Genomic DNA, 17161 nt, shown 5'->3' on the forward strand with positions numbered 1-17161 from the left:
GCGGGGGGCGCGGGGGCCCCCCCCGCCCCCCCCCCGGCCCCCCCCCCCCCCCCGCCCCCATCGGAACGGGGCCGGCGCCCCCCCCCCCGCCCGGGGTGGGGGCCCGCGGCCGCGCTGTGCTCCGAGGCCGAGGGCCTCAGGGCGTCAAAGCATCGGGCACCCGAGCGGATCAGGCACCCGCGAGGATCTCGCGCGCCAGCTTCGCGGTCTCGGTCGGGGTCTTGCCGACCTTGACACCGGCGGCCTCGAGGGCCTCCTTCTTCGCCTGGGCGGTGCCGGAGGAGCCGGAGACGATGGCGCCGGCGTGGCCCATGGTCTTGCCCTCGGGGGCGGTGAAGCCCGCGACGTAACCGACGACCGGCTTGGTGACGTTGGCCTTGATGAAGTCGGCCGCACGCTCCTCGGCGTCGCCGCCGATCTCACCGATCATGACGATCAGCTCGGTCTCCGGGTCGGCCTCGAAGGCCTCCAGGGCGTCGATGTGCGTGGTGCCGATGACCGGGTCGCCACCGATGCCGACGGCGGAGGTGAAGCCGATGTCACGGAGCTCGTACATCATCTGGTAGGTCAGCGTGCCGGACTTCGACACGAGACCGATCTTGCCGGGCTTGGTGATGTCGCCCGGGATGATGCCGGCGTTGGACTGGCCGGGGGTGATCAGGCCGGGGCAGTTCGGGCCGACGATGCGGGTCTTGTTGCCCTTGGACTTCGCGTACGCCCAGAAGGCGGCGGAGTCGTGCACCGCGATGCCCTCGGTGATGACGACGGCCAGCGGGATCTCGGCGTCGATGGCCTCGACCACGGCGGCCTTGGCGAACGCCGGCGGCACGAAGAGGACGGAGACGTCGGCGCCGGTCTTCTCCATGGCCTCGGCGACGGAGCCGAAGACCGGGACCTCGGTGCCGTCGAAGTCGACGGAGGTGCCGGCCTTGCGCGGGTTCACGCCGCCGACGATGTTGGTGCCGTCACCGAGCATGAGCTTGGTGTGCTTCATGCCGGTGGCGCCGGTCATGCCCTGGACGATGACCTTGCTGTCCTTGGTGAGGAAGATAGCCATGGCTTTGTGTTCCCCTCTTCCTTACTTCGCAGCCGCGAGCTCGGCGGCCTTGTCGGCCGCGCCGTCCATGGTGTCCACGCGCTGGACCAGCGGGTGGTTGGCGTCCGACAGGATCTTGCGACCCAGCTCCGCGTTGTTGCCGTCGAGACGGACGACGAGCGGCTTGGTGACCTCCTCGCCCTTCTTCTCCAGCAGGGCGAGGGCCTGGACGATGCCGTTGGCGACCTCGTCGCACGCGGTGATGCCACCGAAGACGTTGACGAAGACCGACTTGACGTCCGGGTCGCCGAGGATGATCTCGAGACCGTTCGCCATCACCTCGGCGGACGCGCCGCCACCGATGTCGAGGAAGTTGGCGGGCTTGACGCCACCGTGGTTCTCACCGGCGTACGCGACGACGTCGAGGGTGCTCATGACGAGACCCGCGCCGTTGCCGATGATGCCGACCTCGCCGTCGAGCTTGACGTAGTTGAGGCCCTTGGCCTTGGCCGCGGCCTCCAGCGGGTTCGCGGCGGCCTTGTCCACGAGCTCCTCGTGGGACGGCTGGCGGAACTCGGCGTTCTCGTCGAGCGAGACCTTGCCGTCGAGGGCGATGACGTCACCGGAGGCGACCTTGGCCAGCGGGTTGACCTCGACGAGGAGCGCGTCCTCGGCGACGAAGGTCTTCCACAGGGTCACCAGGACCTCGGCGACCTTCTCGGCGACCTCGGCCGGGAACTGCGCCTGGGCGACGATCTCGCGGGCCTTCTCGATGGAGACGCCCTCGTTGGCGTCGACCGGGACCTTGGCGAGCTTCTCGGGGGTCGTCGCGGCGACCTCCTCGATGTCCATGCCACCCGCGACCGAGGCCATGGCCAGGAAGGTGCGGTTGGTGCGGTCGAGCAGGTAGGAGACGTAGTACTCCTCGAGGATCTCCGGAGCGGTCTCCGCGATCATCACCTTGTGGACCGTGTGGCCCTTGATGTCCATGCCCAGGATGTCCGTCGCGCGGGCGACGGCCTCGTCCGGGGTAGCGGCCAGCTTGACGCCACCGGCCTTGCCGCGGCCGCCGACCTTCACCTGCGCCTTGACGACCGACTTGCCGCCCAGTCGCTCGGTCGCCTCGCGCGCCGCCTCAGGCGTGTCGATGACTTCACCGGCCAGCACCGGTACACCGTGCTTGGCGAAGAGGTCCCTCGCCTGGTACTCGAACAGGTCCACGCGCGTCCGTCCCTTGTCTTCAAAGATTTCGCAGTGATCGCGGTTGTCTGCGTGGGCGTGCCGCGAAGGGCAACGTGACGGCGCTGTCACAAGGGAAGCGCACACGGTGACCGTGGACGCGGCATGTCCGTCCGGCAGGTTATCCCCGTGGGACACAGGTCCCTAAATCGCATGTCACAACGGAGCGGTGATTCCCCTCACAGATCGCCTCACATCTGAGCTGCGACTTCGTGTGATCTCACCATTTACGGTAGGCCGTGCCGCGCGCTCACGCCCCCTCCGGCCGGCCGACCGGAGGGCCCGGCGACCACGGTCGGTCACCACGCGGGGCGTTCCGGCGCGCACGGCCGGTCACGGCATCGGGAGCGGTCGCTTCTCGATCGCGGCGGCCATCACCTCCGGGAACAGGTCGGGCGTACAGGCGAAGGCGGGTGCGCCGAGGGCGGCCAGCGCCGCCGCGTGCTCGTGGTCGTAGGCGGGCGCGCCCTCGTCGGACAGGGCCAGCAGGGTGACGAACTGCGTGCCGGCCGCCTTCATCGCGGCGACCCGCTTGAGCATCTCGTTGCGTATCCCGCCCTCGTAGAGGTCACTGATGAGGACGACGACGGTGTCGGCGGGCCGGGTGATCTTCGACTGGCAGTAGGCGAGGGCGCGGTTGATGTCGGTGCCGCCGCCGAGCTGGGTGCCGAAGAGGACGTCCACCGGGTCGTCGAGCTGGTCGGTCAGGTCCACCACCGCGGTGTCGAAGACGACGAGCCGGGTGGCGATGGACCGCATGGAGGCGAGCACCGCGCCGAAGACGGACGCGTAGACGACGGACGCGGCCATCGAACCGGACTGGTCGATGCAGAGGATCACGTCCTTCTTCACCCCCTGCGCCGCCCGGCCGTACCCCACCAGCCGCTCGGGCACGACCGTGCCGTGCTCGGGCAGGTAGTTCTTGAGGTTCGCCCGGATGGTGCGGTCCCAGTCGATGTCCCGGTGGCGGGGCCGGCTGACCCGGGCGGACCGGTCGAGCGCGCCGGTGAGGGTGGCGCGGGTCCGGGTGGCCAGGCGCTTCTCCAGCTGCTCGACCACCTTGCGGACCACCGCCCGGGCGGTCTCCCGGGTGGTCTCCGGCATCGCCTTGTTGAGGGAGAGCAGCGTGCCGACGAGGTGGACGTCCGCCTCGACGGCCTCCAGCATCTCCGGCTCCAGGAGCAGGGTGGACAGGCCGAGGCGGTCGATGGCGTCCCGCTGCATCACCTGGACGACGGATGCGGGGAAGTACGTACGGATGTCCCCGAGCCAGCGGGCCACGGACGGCGCGGAGCCGCCGAGCCCGGCCGAGCGGTCGCCGGCCCGCTTGCGCCCGCCGCCACCGCCGTAGAGGGCGCTCAGCGCCGCGTCCATCCCGGCGTCCCGCCCGTCCAGCCGGCACCCGGTCCCGTCCCCGCCCTCCGCGCCGAGCACGAGCCGCCACCGCCGCAACCGCTCCCCGACGACACCACCGCCCACATCCCCACCAACACCACCCGACACAGCAACACCCCTATCAACACCAGCACCACCAGATCCGCCGGCACCGGCACCGCCCGACACGGCAGCACCTCCATCAACACCAGCACCACCCGGCACGGCCGCACCCCCGCCGGCACGGGCACCAACCGCCACGCCCACGTCTCCCCCCACACCGGCACCCGAGCCGGCCTCCGGCTCCGGGACGGTGCCGCCACCGCCGCCACTGCCGCCGACGAGCGGTCTTCCCGCCGGCTCCGGCAGCGCCGTCCCGGGTCCGGCCACCGGGGCGTCCCCGGCGTCGCCCGCCCCCGCCGGGCCGGCCGGCGGCCCCGCGAACGCCGGGGTGCCCGCCCCGGCGGTGGCCGCCCCCGCGCCCGCGGGGCTCACCGTCGGCAGCTCGCTCCACAGGCCCGCGTGGTTCTCGGCGTGCTTCATCCGCTCGTCCCCCTCCAGATCGTCCGCACGTCCACCGTGCGCCGTCCTGCCTCGTGTTCGTCGCGTGTTCCGCGTGCGTGCTCGTATCCGGCCGTCCGCTCCGGAGACGGCCGCGCCCTGCCCGGCACCGGCGCCGGGCGGTGGCCTGCCCGGCCGCCCCGGCGGGCCGTCCGGCCCCGTACTCCTCCCCCACACCCCCGCAGGCCCCCGCAGCGCCGCAGGGCCCCGTGTCAGGCCGCCGCCCCCGCGCCCAGCAGCAGCGTGATCAGCGGGACCACCGCGTCGGCGCGGGTCTGGTCGAGGTCGGCGGCGAAGCCCTCGGCGCCCGCTCCGGTGGCGGCCGGGGCCGCGCCCGGTCCCCGGCGCACCAGTTCGCCCAGCGTGCGCCGCACCCCCGGCTCGTACGCGCCGAACGTCCGCCGCAGCAGCGGCAGTACGTCGGTGAACGCGCCCGCCGGCACGGAGGTCAGCCACCCGTCGATCAGGCCGAGCAGCCGCTCGTCGTGGACCAGCAGCGTGCCGCCGCCCGCCGCGCCACCGGCGAAGCCCTCGATCCAGCCCGCGGCGTCGGCCGGCGCGGTGGCCGGGGAGAGCGCCAGTCCCATCAGCCGGGCCGTCTCCTCCGGCTCCAGCCGCCCCTCGTCGAGCAGCAGCCGTGCCGCCCGGCCGCGGATCACCCCGGGTATCGCGTCCCGCGCGGCGAGCCCCTTCAGCACGGCGGCCCACCGCTCCCGCAGCCCGTCGTCCTCCAGCAGGGCCACCGCGCCGTGCACGGCGTCCACGTGTCCCCGCAGCGCCTCCGCCGCGTCGGCGTCCGGTCCGGCCGCGCAGGCCGGGGGCAGGGCCACGCAGATCCGCTCGGCGAGGCCCGCCGCCACCGTGCCCAGCGCCGCCGTGTCGGTGCCCCGTACGTCGCCGTACCTGAGCGAACGGGCCAGTGCGGGCAGCGCCTTGGCGAGCCCCGCGACGTCGGTGTCGAGGGCGGCGAGGTCCGCGAGCACCCTCAGCACGGCCGGCAGCGCCTCGCCGAGCCCGGCCAGCAGGCACCGCTCGGCGAGGGCGGTGACCTCGCCCAGCTCCTTCGCCGCCGCCGCGTCCGCCTCGGCCCTGGCCACGGCGGCGGCCTGCACGGTGGTGCCCCAGATGCCGGCCTCCGCCACCCGCACCGACAGCTCCGGCTCCCACCGCAGCCGCCAGGTCTCCCGGAACGTGCCGGTGCTGCCCCGCGAGGCGGCCGGCTCGCCCCAGTGGACGCCCAGCAGCCGGAGCCGGTGCAGCAGCAGGCTGCGGGCCGCGTCGGTCTCCCCGCGGAGGTCCAGCTCCAGCTCGCGGTCGCGCGCCTCGGGCTTGAGGCGCAGCGTCCGCTGGCGCCTGGTCAGGTCCCGCTGGAGGGGCACCACGGGTGCGCTGTCCGGGACCTCGCCCAGCGCGTCGCCGACGACCAGCCGGTCCTCGACCAGCGCGAGCGGGACGTCGGAGCCCTCGCACATCACCGCGCGCACCGCGTCCATGGTCTCGGAGAGCCCCGGCAGCGGCCGGTCCCGCACGGCGGCCAGGGTCCCGGCCAGCCGCACCGCCTCGATGACGTGCGCCGAGGAGACCTGCCTGTCCTCCTCCCGCAGCAGCCCCGCGACCTTCGTCAGCCAGCGCTCGACCGGCCGGTCGGGGGCCGCGAAGAGGTGTCCGTACCAGCCCGGGGAGGCGATCCCCGCGCCGTACCCGGAGGACCGGGCGAGCCGGCGGTGCGTCCACGGCACCCAGGCCAGCTCGACCTTGGCCTTGGGCAGGCCGGTGAGCAGCGCCCGGTCGGCCGTGGCCGTGGTCTTCGCGCGCAGGGCGGGCACGTGCCACGCGCCGCAGACGACGGCGTAGTCGTCGCCGAACTCGCGGCGGGCGGCCCGCATCCGCTGGCGCATGTACGCCTCGCGGACCAGGTCGCGCGGGTCGCCGCCGTGGCCGTACTCCTCGCGCAGGGCGGCCATGGCGTCGCCCACGGCCTCGAAGGCGGCGAGCCCGGCTCCCGTGCGGTGCTCGACGGCGTCCTCCCACCAGCGCTCGGGGTCGTCGTAACCGGCGGCGTCGGCGAGCACGGCCAGCGGGTCGAGCCGCAGCGCCGCCCCCTCGGCCTCCCCCCGCCCGGCCGCCGCCTCCGCCTCCTCCGCGTCCGGGCCGGCACCCGCGCCCCCGCCCGGCGCGGCGGCCAGCGTGTGGGCGGCGGGCAGGTCGACGAAGCGGACGGGCACGCCGGCGTCGAGCGCCCAGCGGATGGCGACCCACTCGGGCGAGAACTCGGCCAGCGGCCAGAAGGCGGCCCGGGCGGGGTCGTCCACGACGTGGGCGAGCAGCGCGACGGGCGGCCGCATCCCGGGGTCGGCGGCCAGCGGCAGCAGGACGTCGGCCTCGGGCGGGCCCTCGATGAGCACGGCCGCGGGCCGTACGGCGTCCAGCGCGGCCCGCACCGCCCGGGCCGATCCGGGGCCGTGGTGCCGCACCCCCAGCAGGGCGGGGCCGGTCATGCCGTCACCTCCCGGCAGGCGCGGTAGAAGTCCTTCCAGCCCTCGCGCTCGCGGACGACCGCCTCCAGGTACTCCTGCCAGACGACCGTGTCGGCCGCCGGGTCGCGGACGACGGCGCCGAGGATGCCGGCGGCCACGTCCGAGGGGCGCAGCACGCCGTCCCCGAAGTGGGCCGCCAGGGCGAGTCCGTTGGTGACGACGGAGATGGCCTCGGCGGTGGACAGGGTGCCGCTGGGGGTCTTGACCTTGGTGCGGCCGTCGGCGGTGACGCCGTCCCGCAGCTCGCGGAAGACGGTGACGACGCGCCGGATCTCGTCGATGCCGTCGGGTCCGGCGGGGAGGTCGAGCGCCCGCCCCATCTGGTCGACGCGGCGGGCGACGATGTCGACCTCGGCCTCGGGGGTGGCGGGCAGCGGCAGCACGACCGTGTTGAAGCGGCGGCGCAGCGCGCTGGACAGTTCGTTGACCCCGCGGTCGCGGTCGTTGGCGGTGGCGATGAGGTTGAACCCGCGTACGGCCTGTACCTCTTCGCCGAGTTCGGGGATGGGCAGGGTCTTCTCGGACAGGACCGTGATCAGGGTGTCCTGGACGTCGGCGGGGATGCGGGTCAGCTCTTCGACGCGCGCGGTCATGCCCTCGGCCATGGCCCGCATGACGGGGCTGGGCACGAGTGCCTCGCGGCTGGGGCCGTGCGCGAGGAGCCGGGCGTAGTTCCAGCCGTACCTGATGGCCTCCTCGGGGGTGCCCGCGGTGCCCTGGACGAGCAGGGTGGAGTCGCCGCTGACGGCGGCCGCGAGGTGCTCCGACACCCAGGTCTTGGCGGTGCCGGGCACGCCGAGGAGCAGCAGGGCCCGGTCGGTGGCCAGGGTGGTGACGGCGACCTCGACGGTGCGGCGCGGTCCGACGTACTTGGGCGTGATGACCGTGCCGTCGGGCAGCGTGCCGCCGAGCAGGTACGTCGCGACGGCCCACGGGGACAGCTTCCAGCGGGCCGGCCGGGGCCGGTCGTCGGCGGCCGCGAGGGCCTTCAGTTCCGCCGCGAAGGCGTCCTCGGCGTGCGGTCGCAGCGCCTGTGCCCCGGTGCTGTTCTCGGGCGTGGTCATGGGTCCCCCTCCAAGTCGTGCCGCTGTGGTTTCCACGGTGCACCACCCCACTGACAACACCCGTTCTTCCAGGCGTCGTTGCAGGTCAGGGCGATTGTCAGTGGCCGGGCCTACGGTCGTTGGCATGACTCAGCAGGGGGTGCGCTGGACGTCGGAACAGGTGCTGTCTCTGGCTCCTGACGAGGCGTCGCGCAAGGCGGGGAGCAAGCTCGGCGGAGCGGGGCCGTGGTCCGAGACCGGAGGTTCCGCTTCCGGTGCCGTATGGGGGCAGTGCAAGGGCAGCGGCAGCAAGCCGTACCGCACGGTGGTGGACCTCACCGGGCCCGCGTACTCGTGCTCGTGCCCGAGCCGGAAGTTCCCGTGCAAGCACGCGATAGGGCTGCTGCTGCTCTGGGCGGCGGACGGGGGCGCCGTGCCGGAATCGGAGGAGGCGCCGGACTGGGCGGGCGAGTGGCTCGCCGCGCGGGCGGACCGGGCCGGGCGGGCGGTGAAGCGGAAGGAGGGCGGCACGGGGGACGGGCCGGCCGACCCGGAGGCGGCCAGGCGCCGGGCCGAGCGGCGCGCGGAGCGCATCGGGGCGGGCGTCGCGGAGCTGGAGCAGCGGCTCGCCGACCTGCTGCGGGGCGGCCTGGCCGGCCAGGAGCGGGCGGGGTACGCGCTGTGGGAGGAGACGGCGGCCCGCATGGTGGACGCCCAGGCCCCCGGACTGGCCTCGCGGGTGCGGGAGTTGGGCACGCTGCCGGCGTCCGGGCCGGGCTGGCCGGTGCGGATGCTGGAGGAGTGCGCGCTGCTGCACCTGCTGGACCGGGCCTGGATGGGGGTGTCCGCGCTGCCGGAGCCGCTGGCGGCCACGGTGCGGACGCGGGTGGGGCTGCCGGGGGCGGCGACGGGCCCGGCGGTCCGGGACCGGTGGCAGGTGCTGTCCCAGTACGACTCGGTCTCGCCGGACGGGCGGCTGACGACGCGGCGCGTGTGGCTGCGGGGGGTGACGTCGGGGCGGGCCGCGATGGTGCTGGACTTCGGGCCGGCGGGCCGGCCGCCGCAGCTGTCGCTGCCGGTGGGGCTGGTGCTGGACGCGGAGGCGACGTACCACGCGGGGGCCGGGCAGCTGCGGGTGGACCTGGGCGAGCGGTCGGGCGCGCCGGAACCCGGGGCGGGGGCGCCGCCGGGGGTGGGCACGGGGGCGGCGCTCGACCTGTACGGCGCGGCGCTGCGCGAGGACCCCTGGCTGGACGCCTGGCCGGTGGTGCTGGCGGGGGTCATCCCCGTGCCGGGTGAGCCGGCCTGGCAACTGGCCGACGCGGACGGGGAGTCGGCGCTGCCGCTGAGCCGGGACGTGCGCTCGCGGACCGGGCAGTGGCAGCTGGCGGCGCTGTCGGGGGGCGGGCCGCTGACGGTGTTCGGCGAGTGCGGGCACCAGGGGTTCACCCCGCTGACGGCGTGGCCGCCGGGTTCGGCCGAGGCCGTGGCGCTGGTGTGAGGGGGCTCCCGCCCCGGCCCGGAGGAGGGGGCCGGACCGGGGCGGGGCCGGGGGCGGACGGATACGCAGGGACGACGAGGGGAGGACGCGATGGCGGCGGACGCGGTCGTGGACGGATGGCGGGCGACGGACTGGGAGGGCCTGGTCACGGCGGCGCTGCTGGGCACCGAGCGGAGGCGCGAGGGGGCGGGCGGGGGCTCGCCCGAGGCGCTGCTGGACGCGGCGGCCCTGCAGACGGTGCGGCGGAGGGCCGGGCTGCGGCCCGCGCCGGCCCGGCCGCGGCCCGAGCCCGCGGCGGAGGATCCGCGACCGGAACTGCCCGAGGCCGCGCGACGGCGGCTGGGGCAGCTGCTCGCGGGCCGGACGGGCGGGTCCGGGCGGGGGGTGCTGCCGGACCTGACGGAGCTGCTGCCGCAGTGGCTCGCCACGGCGAACGCGCGGGGCTACCGGGCGCCCGCGGCGCTGCTGCCGGCGCTGCTGGACGCGGCCCGGGCCCGTACGGACCTGCGGCCGGCGGCGCTGGAGCTGGCGGGTGCGCGGGGGCGTTGGCTGGCCCGGCTGAACTCCGACTGGCGGTTCGCGCTGCGCAGCGGGGCGGGCGGCACGGGGCTGCCGGAGCCGTCGGACACGGCGGCGGTGGCGCAGCTGTGGGAGGAGGGGCTGTTCGCGGAGCGGGTGGCGCTGCTGGCGTCGGTCCGGGCGTACGACGCGGCGGCGGCGCGGAGGCTGCTGGAGACGACGTGGGGCGCCGAGCGCGCCGAGGACCGGCTGATGTTCCTGGACTCGCTGCGGGCGGGCCTCTCGGATGCGGACGAGCCCTTCCTGGAGCGGGCGTTGGGCGACCGCAGCCGGAACGTCCGGGCCACGGCCGCGGAGCTGCTGTCCGCGCTGCCGCGGTCGGCGCTGGCCGCGCGGATGGCGGAGCGGGCACTGGCCTGCGTGGGGCCCGAGGGGGTGTCGGCGCCGGCGGAGTGCGATGCGGGGATGCGGAAGGACGGTGTCGTGGAGCGTCCGCCGGCGGGGCGCGGGGAGCGGTCCTGGTGGCTGGGACAGCTGGTCGAGGCGGCGCCGCTGGACTGCTGGAGCGAGCGGTTCGGGGGGCTGGGCCCCGCGGAGATCGTGGCGCTTCCGATAGCCGACGGCTGGGCGGAGGACGTGCACGCGGCCTGGTGCCGGGCCGCGGTGCGGCAGCGGGACGCCGACTGGTCCCGGGCGCTGCTGGGATCCCCGGCGGCGCCGCCGGCGGCCGGCCCCGGCACCGCGTCGCTGGCGGAGCGGGCGAAGCTGCTGGAGGCGCTGCCGGGGGAGGAACGCGCCGGGTGGGTGGCCGAGTTCGTGGCGGCCCACGGGCTGTCGGAGGCGTTCCAGCTGCTGGGGGTGTGTGCGGTGCCGTGGGCTCCGCCGCTGGGCCGGGCGGTGGTGGACGCGCTGGACATCGCGCGGGACGCGGGGAGTTACCCGTGGAGCTTCAGCGGGGTGATGGGCCTGGCGGAGCGCTGCCTGGACCCCGCGGAAGCGGTGCGCCTGGAGGCGCTGACGGCGGCCGCGGAGGAGCCCGCCGACACGGCCCCCGGCGCCGGCGGCTACTGGACCGAAGCCTTCCAGCGCCTCGTCTCGACCCTGCGCCTCCGCGCCACGATGCTGGCCGAGCTCTCCTGACCCCACCCGAAGCCGCCCCGCACCCGCCCCACACGGCAACGCACCCGCTCCCGGCCGGGACGGCACGGCGCCCCCGGCGGCGGCGGGTGCACCGGCATGGCCCGGCGTTCCCGGGCCGGGGCGGCGGCACGGCTCCGGCCTGCCGTGGAACTCGGACCGCCCCGGAGGGGTTACGCCTCGGCCGGGTGGCGGACGTTCGCGCGGACCCAGTCGACGATCGACGTCGTGGTGGCGCCCGGGGTGAAGATCTCGGCCACGCCCTTGGCCTTCAGCGGCGGGATGTCGTCGTCCGGGATGATGCCGCCGCCGAAGACCAGGATGTCCTCCGCGTCGCGCTCCTTCAGCAGGTCGATCACCTTCACGAAGAGCGTGTTGTGCGCCCCGGACAGGATCGACAGGCCGATCGCGTCCGCGTCCTCCTGGATCGCGGTGTCGACGATCTGCTCGGGGGTCTGGTGGAGGCCCGTGTAGATGACCTCCATGCCCGCGTCACGGAGCGCACGGGCGATCACCTTCGCGCCGCGGTCGTGGCCGTCGAGACCCGGCTTGGCCACCACCACACGGATCGGACCGGTCACACCCATCACTGCCTCCATGCCGACTGCGCTGTCGAAGTAAACGAACGTTAAGGACAGCATCCCGCACACCACCGTTTCGCGGCACTCCCCGAGGGGGAAATCACACGGTGGGACACGATCGCAAGGGGAGCCGCGACGAGGTCGCCACGCCACCGTGCCGTCAGCCGCGCGGCGCGGTGGCGTGGCATGCCGATGCCGAACTCCGGAGATCATTTCGGGAGGTCGACCATGGGCCTGGCACACAAGCTGCCGACGACCGCACTCCGCGCCACCGTGCTGGAACTGGCCATCCTCACCGCCCACCTGCTGGTGTACCCCACGGGCGTGCTCGCGGAGCGCCGACCCGCCGCACCCCGGCCCCCGCGGCCGGACGAGGTGCCGCTGCGCGGCGCCCCCCGCCCGCCGGTGATCCTGCTGCACGGCTTCACGGACAACCGCTCCGTCTTCCTCCTGCTGCGCCGCACCCTCGCCGAGGGCGGCCGGCACCACGTCGAGACGCTGAACTACTCGCCGCTCACCACCGACCTGCGCGCCGCCGCCCGCCGGCTGGCCCGCCAGGTCGAGGAGGTGCTCGCCCACACCGGGCAGGGCCGTGTGGACCTGGTCGGCCACAGCCTCGGCGGCCTGGTCGCCCGGTACTACGTCCAGCGGCTCGGCGGGGACGCCCGGGTCCGCACGGTGGTCACCTTGGGCACGCCCCACCACGGCACCCGGATAGCGCCCCTGATGGACGCCCACCCGCTGGTGCGTCAGATGCGCCCGGACTCACCGATCCTCACGGAACTGGCGGCCCCGGCTCCCGGCTGCCACACCCGGTTCGCCTGCTTCTGGACCGATCTGGACCAGTTGATGGTGCCGGTGACGACCGCCCGTCTCGACCACCCCGACCTGGTCACCGAGAACATCCGGGTCACCGGCATCGGACACCTCGCCCTGCCGGCCCACCCCGCCGTCGCGGCGCGCATCCGGCGGATCCTGTCCGGCGACGCGCCCGGGACGCTCCTGGAGTCGGGTTCGGCGTCCGGCTCGTTCTCGGTCGCCTGATTCCCCTTGCCGACCCGGGACCATCCGGCTCTTTTCGGCCAGCACCGCGCGAAAATCGTTCGAACGCAATTCGAACCTCAGGCCAAGCCTCGGCTTGGGGTCGGCCGAAAGGCGGCTGAATGCCCGGTTCCTGAATGCCCAAAACCTGCCGAAGATTGTCGATGCCTGTAACCGCCGGGTACAGTCACGCCACTGCTCTCCTCCGGGGAACCCCCCTCCTCCCCGGCCACCCAGGCCCCCACCGCCGAGGCGAAAGAGAAGTTGGTGAACGACCGCCCATCGTCGGGCCACTACCCGCATGCCGGGTACGACGGCCTTTCCACCAGCACCTTCGCCGGTGACCCGCTCTTCGGGTCCCTCGACAGCGGCTACGGAACGCAGCAGGCGGCCTACCCCTCGTACGAGTACGACCCCTACGGGACGTACGGCGCGCAGCAGCCGCACGAGGCCTACGGCACCCAGGACACGGCCTACGCGACCGGCTACGACGCCGGGCAGTCGGGCCACTACGACGCCACCGCCTGGTCCTCGCAGGAGCACCACCTCGGCGCCATCCCGGCCCAGCTGATCCCGGACGACACCACCGGCCAGTGGGACGCGAACGCCTGGCAGACCGCGCACCAGCAGCAGCCCGAGCCCTTCGCGTACGACCCCTCGGGCCAGCACTCCGGCCACTGGGCGACGCCGGGCAGCGAGACCGGCGCGTACGACGCCACCGCCTGGAACGGCGGCTACGAGCCGGCGTACGACACGACGACCGCCGCCTACGACACGACCGCGACGGCCTACGACACCGCGGCCGACCCGTACGCGCAGCAGCCCTACCCGGAGCACCAGCCCGCCCAGCAGTACGACGCCACGCAGACCTACGTCGACCTCTCCACGTCCACGTACTCCGAGTACGCCGACTACTCCGAGCCGACGCCCCCCGCACCGCCTGCCCCCGAGTCCGAGGGCCCCGCGGTCGAGGGCCCGTCCGCCGACGAGGTCGCCTTCGCGGCCGCCGCCACGATGGTCGGCGAGATCGAGCTGGACTTCGACGTCGACGCGGAGGACCCGGCCCCCGAGGCCGCGGACACCGCCCCCGAGATCGTCACCCCGGCGCCCCGCGCCGCCCGCCGCACGGCCGCCGCCCAGAACGGCAGCCGCGGCCGGCGCCGCACCCCCGCCAAGCGCTCCGCGCTGCTGACCGTCGCCGTGCCCTCGGCCTGCGTGATGGGCGTGGCCGGCGTGGCCGCCGCCTCGGTCGGCGGACTGACCGGCCAGGCCCCCGCCGAGGAGACCAAGACCCTCTCCGCGCCCGACCCGGCCTCGGTCAAGCCGGTCGCCGCCAACAGCAAGCTCGACACCCAGCTCGCCGCGCTGAGCGCCGACGCGGGTGACTTCGCGGACCGCGCGAGCCGCACACAGGAACGTATCGACCTGCGGGAACGCGCCGAGCAGGAGCGCAAGAAGCGCGCCGAGGAGGCGGCCCGCAAGGAGGCGCTGCGTCCCAAGTTCGCGCTGCCGGTGGCCCGCCACGGCCTGAGCGCCATGTACGGCCAGTCCGGCGTCAACTGGATGTCGCTGCACACCGGCATCGACTTCCCGGTCTCCTACGGCACCCCGGTCATGGCCGCCACCGACGGCACCGTGCGCACCCAGTGGAACAGCGCCTACGGCAACATGGCCATAGTCACCGCCCCCGACGGCACCGAGACCTGGTACTGCCACCTGAGCAGCACGCGCTTCCGGTCCGGCACCGTCAAGGCCGGCGACGTCATCGCGTACTCGGGCAACTCCGGCAACTCCACCGGCCCGCACCTCCACTTCGAGGTGCGTCCGGGCGGCGGCGCGTCGATCAACCCGCTGACGTGGCTGCGCAGCCACGGTCTCGACCCGACGTAGGACGGACCACCGACCTCGAAGAAGAGGGAGGGCCCGGGCTTCCCGCCCGGACCCTCCCTCTTTGCTCTTTTCGCGGCCTGGGCGTCAGAGCTTCTGCACCGGCGCATACCGCAGCAGCAGCCGCTTGGGCTTGGCGTCCCCGAAGTCGATGGTGGCCTGCGCGTCCGCGCCCGCCCCCTTGACCTCCATGACGGTCCCCAGCCCGAACTGGTCGTGGGTGACCCGGTCCCCCACCGACAGCGAGATCACCGGCTTGTCGGCCGCCCGGCGCGTGGCGAAGCCGGAGGGCCCGGCCTTGGTCCGCGAGCCGGACAGGAAGGCCTCCGGCGAGGTCCCGAAGGAAGACCGGCCGCCGCGGGAGCCCAGCCCCGACACGGGACCGGCCGGCTTCTGCGCGCCGGTGCGCTTCCACTCCAGGTACTTCTCCGGAATCTCCTCCAGGAAGCGCGAGGGCGGGTTGTACGAGGGCGTGCCCCACGCGCTGCGCATCGACGAGCGCGTGAGGTACAGCCGCTCGCGGGCGCGCGTGATGCCGACGTACGCCAGCCGCCGCTCCTCCTCCAGCTCCTTGACCTGCCCGAGGGCGCGCATGTGCGGGAAGACGCCGTCCTCCATGCCGGTCAGGAAGACCACCGGGAACTCGAGGCCCTTGGCGGTGTGCAGGGTCATCAGCGTGATGACCCCGCTGCCGTCCTCGTCCTCGTCGGGGATCTGGTCGGAGTCGGCGACCAGGGCCACCTGCTCCAGGAACTCGGCCAGGGTCCCGGTCGTCGCCGCTCCGGCCGCGGCGCCGTCGGCTTCCGCCGCCTCCGCGGCGGCCCCGCGCTCCTGCTCAAACTCCAGCGCCACCGCCGCGAGTTCCTGGAGGTTCTCGATCCGGGTCTCGTCCTGCGGGTCGGTGGAGGCCTGCAGCTCGGCGAGGTAGCCCGTACGCTCCAGGACCGCCTCCAGCACCGTGGCGGGGCCCGCGCCGGACTCGACGATGGTGCGCAGCTCCTCCATCAGCACGTTGAAGCGCTTGACGGCGTTGGCCGAGCGCGCGGCCATGCCGTACGCCTCGTCCACGCGCCGCAGGGCCTGCGGGAAGGTGATCCGCTCGCGGTGGGCGAGGGCGTCGATCATCGCCTCGGCGCGCTCGCCGATGCCGCGCTTGGGGACGTTCAGGATCCGGCGGAGCGGGACGTTGTCCTCGGGGTTCGCGAGGACCCGCAGGTAGGCCAGGATGTCCCGGACCTCCTTGCGCTCGTAGAACCGCACGCCGCCGACGACCTTGTACGGCAGGCCGACCCGGATGAAGATCTCCTCGAACACACGGGACTGGGCGTTGGTGCGGTAGAAGACCGCCACGTCGCCGGCCTTCGCGTGGCCCGCGTCCGTGAGGCGGTCGATCTCGTCCGCGACGAACTGCGCCTCGTCGTGCTCGGTGTCCGCGACGTAGCCGGTGATGTTCGCGCCGGTGCCGGCGTCGGTCCACAGGTTCTTCGGGCGGCGGTTCTCGTTCCGCTCGATGACGGCGTTGGCCGCCGAGAGGATCGTCTGGGTGGAGCGGTAGTTCTGCTCCAGCAGGATCGTCGTGGCCTCGGGGTAGTCCTCCTCGAACTGGAGGATGTTGCGGATGGTCGCGCCGCGGAAGGCGTAGATGGACTGGTCCGCGTCACCCACCACGCACAGCTCGGCCGGGGGCAGGTCGTCGTAGCCCGCGCCGACCAGTTCGCGTACGAGCGTGTACTGGGCGTGGTTGGTGTCCTGGTACTCGTCGACCAGGACGTGCCGGAAGCGGCGGCGGTAGTGCTCGGCCACGTCCGGGAAGGCCTGGAGGAGGTGGACCGTGGTCATGATGATGTCGTCGAAGTCGAGGGCGTTGGCCTCGCGCAGCCGGGCCTGGTACATCGCGTACGCCTGGGCCAGCGTCTTCTCGAATCCGTCGGCCGCCTGGTCGGCGAAGGCTTCCTCGTCGATCAGCTCGTTCTTGAGGTTGGAGATCTTCGCGTTGAAGGACTTGGGCGGGAACTTCTTCGGGTCCAGGTCCAGGTCGCGGCAGACCAGGGCCATCAGGCGCTTGGAGTCGGCGGCGTCGTAGATCGAGAAGGACGAGGTGAAGCCGAGCCGCTTGGACTCGCGGCGCAGGATGCGGACGCAGGCGCTGTGGAAGGTGGACACCCACATCGCGTTCGCCCGGGGGCCGACCAGGCCCTCGACGCGCTCCTTCATCTCACCGGCGGCCTTGTTGGTGAAGGTGATCGCGAGGATCTGGCCGGGGTGGACGTTGCGCGCGGCCAGCAGGTGGCCGATCCGGTGGGTGAGCACGCGCGTCTTGCCGGAGCCGGCGCCGGCCACGATGAGCAGCGGCGATCCCGCGTGCACGACGGCGGCGCGCTGCTGTTCGTTCAGCCCGTCGAGCAGCGCGGCCGGGTCGATGACGGGCTTGGGGGCGCCATCGCGGTAGTACGCGTCACCGGTCATGGGCACGTCGAACTTCCCGCCGAACAGGTCGTCCGCGGGCTCCTCCGGGCCGTATTCCTCGGGGGGCGGCGGGGGCTCCTCGCCGGAGGGGCTCAGGTCCGCCAGGAAGCTGTCGTCAAAGAGGCTGCTCATCGCCTTCCGAGTCTAGGGGCCCGCACCGACAGCGTGACCCGTCTTCCGGGAGGGGAGACGCGTCCCACACGGCCGGTGACGGTGCGGGGCGAGTCCGTGACCCTCAG

General features: G+C 74.1%; 11 protein-coding genes. 4 read left to right on the forward strand and 7 right to left on the reverse strand.

Features of this window, described 5'->3' with window-relative positions; genetic code table 11:
• Positions 1-169: 169 nt before the first annotated feature.
• The 5 genes from sucD to ACIQUR_RS13915 form a co-directional block, all read right to left on the reverse strand.
• Complete coding sequence (gene sucD, locus ACIQUR_RS13895) at positions 170-1057, reverse strand: succinate--CoA ligase subunit alpha (protein WP_403663283.1); 888 nt, start codon at positions 1055-1057, stop codon at positions 170-172.
• Positions 1058-1078: 21 nt separating this feature from the next.
• Positions 1079-2257, reverse strand: a complete 1179-nt coding sequence (gene sucC / locus ACIQUR_RS13900) for an ADP-forming succinate--CoA ligase subunit beta (RefSeq protein ID WP_403663286.1) — start codon at positions 2255-2257, stop codon at positions 1079-1081.
• A gap of 351 nt (positions 2258-2608) precedes the next feature.
• Entirely contained in the window at positions 2609-3778 is a 1170-nt protein-coding gene (locus tag ACIQUR_RS13905) for a VWA domain-containing protein (protein ID WP_403663924.1), read from the reverse strand.
• A gap of 644 nt (positions 3779-4422) precedes the next feature.
• On the reverse strand, positions 4423-6708 hold the full coding sequence (locus ACIQUR_RS13910; RefSeq protein ID WP_403663289.1) for a DUF5682 family protein: 2286 nt from the start codon (positions 6706-6708) through the stop codon (positions 4423-4425).
• Positions 6705-7811 carry an AAA family ATPase gene (locus tag ACIQUR_RS13915; RefSeq protein ID WP_403663292.1) on the reverse strand — a complete coding sequence of 369 codons (1107 nt, stop codon included), beginning with the start codon at positions 7809-7811 and terminating at the stop codon, positions 6705-6707. Before ACIQUR_RS13915 ends, ACIQUR_RS13910 begins: the two co-directional genes overlap by 4 nt.
• Before the next feature lie 124 nt (positions 7812-7935).
• Between ACIQUR_RS13915 and ACIQUR_RS13920 the strand changes: the two genes are divergently transcribed.
• Positions 7936-9291, forward strand: a complete 1356-nt coding sequence (locus ACIQUR_RS13920; RefSeq protein WP_403663295.1) for an SWIM zinc finger domain-containing protein — start codon at positions 7936-7938, stop codon at positions 9289-9291.
• 90 nt (positions 9292-9381) lie between these two features.
• Positions 9382-10950 (forward strand): DUF5691 domain-containing protein, encoded by a 1569-nt coding sequence (locus tag ACIQUR_RS13925; RefSeq protein WP_403663298.1) that lies wholly within the window; start codon positions 9382-9384, stop codon positions 10948-10950.
• A gap of 170 nt (positions 10951-11120) precedes the next feature.
• Here ACIQUR_RS13925 and ACIQUR_RS13930 read toward each other — a convergent pair whose 3' ends face one another.
• Positions 11121-11534, reverse strand: coding sequence for a cobalamin B12-binding domain-containing protein (locus ACIQUR_RS13930; RefSeq protein ID WP_403663301.1), 414 nt, complete (start codon positions 11532-11534; stop codon positions 11121-11123).
• Positions 11535-11756: 222 nt separating this feature from the next.
• Here ACIQUR_RS13930 and ACIQUR_RS13935 point away from each other — a divergent pair, with 222 nt between their 5' ends.
• The gene (locus ACIQUR_RS13935; protein WP_403663304.1) at positions 11757-12572 is read left to right on the forward strand and encodes an esterase/lipase family protein; all 816 of its coding nucleotides are present in this window, start codon (positions 11757-11759) and stop codon (positions 12570-12572) included.
• A 264-nt stretch (positions 12573-12836) separates the two neighbouring features.
• Positions 12837-14459: a M23 family metallopeptidase gene (locus ACIQUR_RS13940; protein WP_403663307.1), complete on the forward strand. Its 1623-nt coding sequence runs from the start codon at positions 12837-12839 to the stop codon at positions 14457-14459.
• 84 nt (positions 14460-14543) lie between these two features.
• On the opposite strand, the gene pcrA is transcribed toward ACIQUR_RS13940, so the two are convergent.
• Positions 14544-17054, reverse strand: a complete 2511-nt coding sequence (pcrA, locus tag ACIQUR_RS13945) for a DNA helicase PcrA (protein WP_403663310.1) — start codon at positions 17052-17054, stop codon at positions 14544-14546.
• Positions 17055-17161 lie beyond the last annotated feature (107 nt).

The sequence above is a fragment of the Streptomyces sp. NPDC101132 genome, assembly GCF_044759225.1.
GTDB lineage: Bacteria > Actinomycetota > Actinomycetes > Streptomycetales > Streptomycetaceae > Streptomyces.

Excerpts from the sequence above, each read along its gene's own strand:
- ACIQUR_RS13925 (WP_403663298.1), top strand. The coding sequence starts at position 9,382 with ATGGCGGCGGACGCGGTCGTGGACGGATGGCGGGCGACGGACTGGGAG.
- ACIQUR_RS13910 (WP_403663289.1), bottom strand. The coding sequence starts at position 6,708 with ATGACCGGCCCCGCCCTGCTGGGGGTGCGGCACCACGGCCCCGGATCG.
- ACIQUR_RS13915 (WP_403663292.1), bottom strand. The coding sequence starts at position 7,811 with ATGACCACGCCCGAGAACAGCACCGGGGCACAGGCGCTGCGACCGCAC.
- ACIQUR_RS13930 (WP_403663301.1), bottom strand. The coding sequence starts at position 11,534 with ATGGGTGTGACCGGTCCGATCCGTGTGGTGGTGGCCAAGCCGGGTCTC.
- ACIQUR_RS13935 (WP_403663304.1), top strand. The coding sequence starts at position 11,757 with ATGGGCCTGGCACACAAGCTGCCGACGACCGCACTCCGCGCCACCGTG.
- ACIQUR_RS13920 (WP_403663295.1), top strand. The coding sequence starts at position 7,936 with ATGACTCAGCAGGGGGTGCGCTGGACGTCGGAACAGGTGCTGTCTCTG.
- pcrA (WP_403663310.1), bottom strand. The coding sequence starts at position 17,054 with ATGAGCAGCCTCTTTGACGACAGCTTCCTGGCGGACCTGAGCCCCTCC.
- sucD (WP_403663283.1), bottom strand. The coding sequence starts at position 1,057 with ATGGCTATCTTCCTCACCAAGGACAGCAAGGTCATCGTCCAGGGCATG.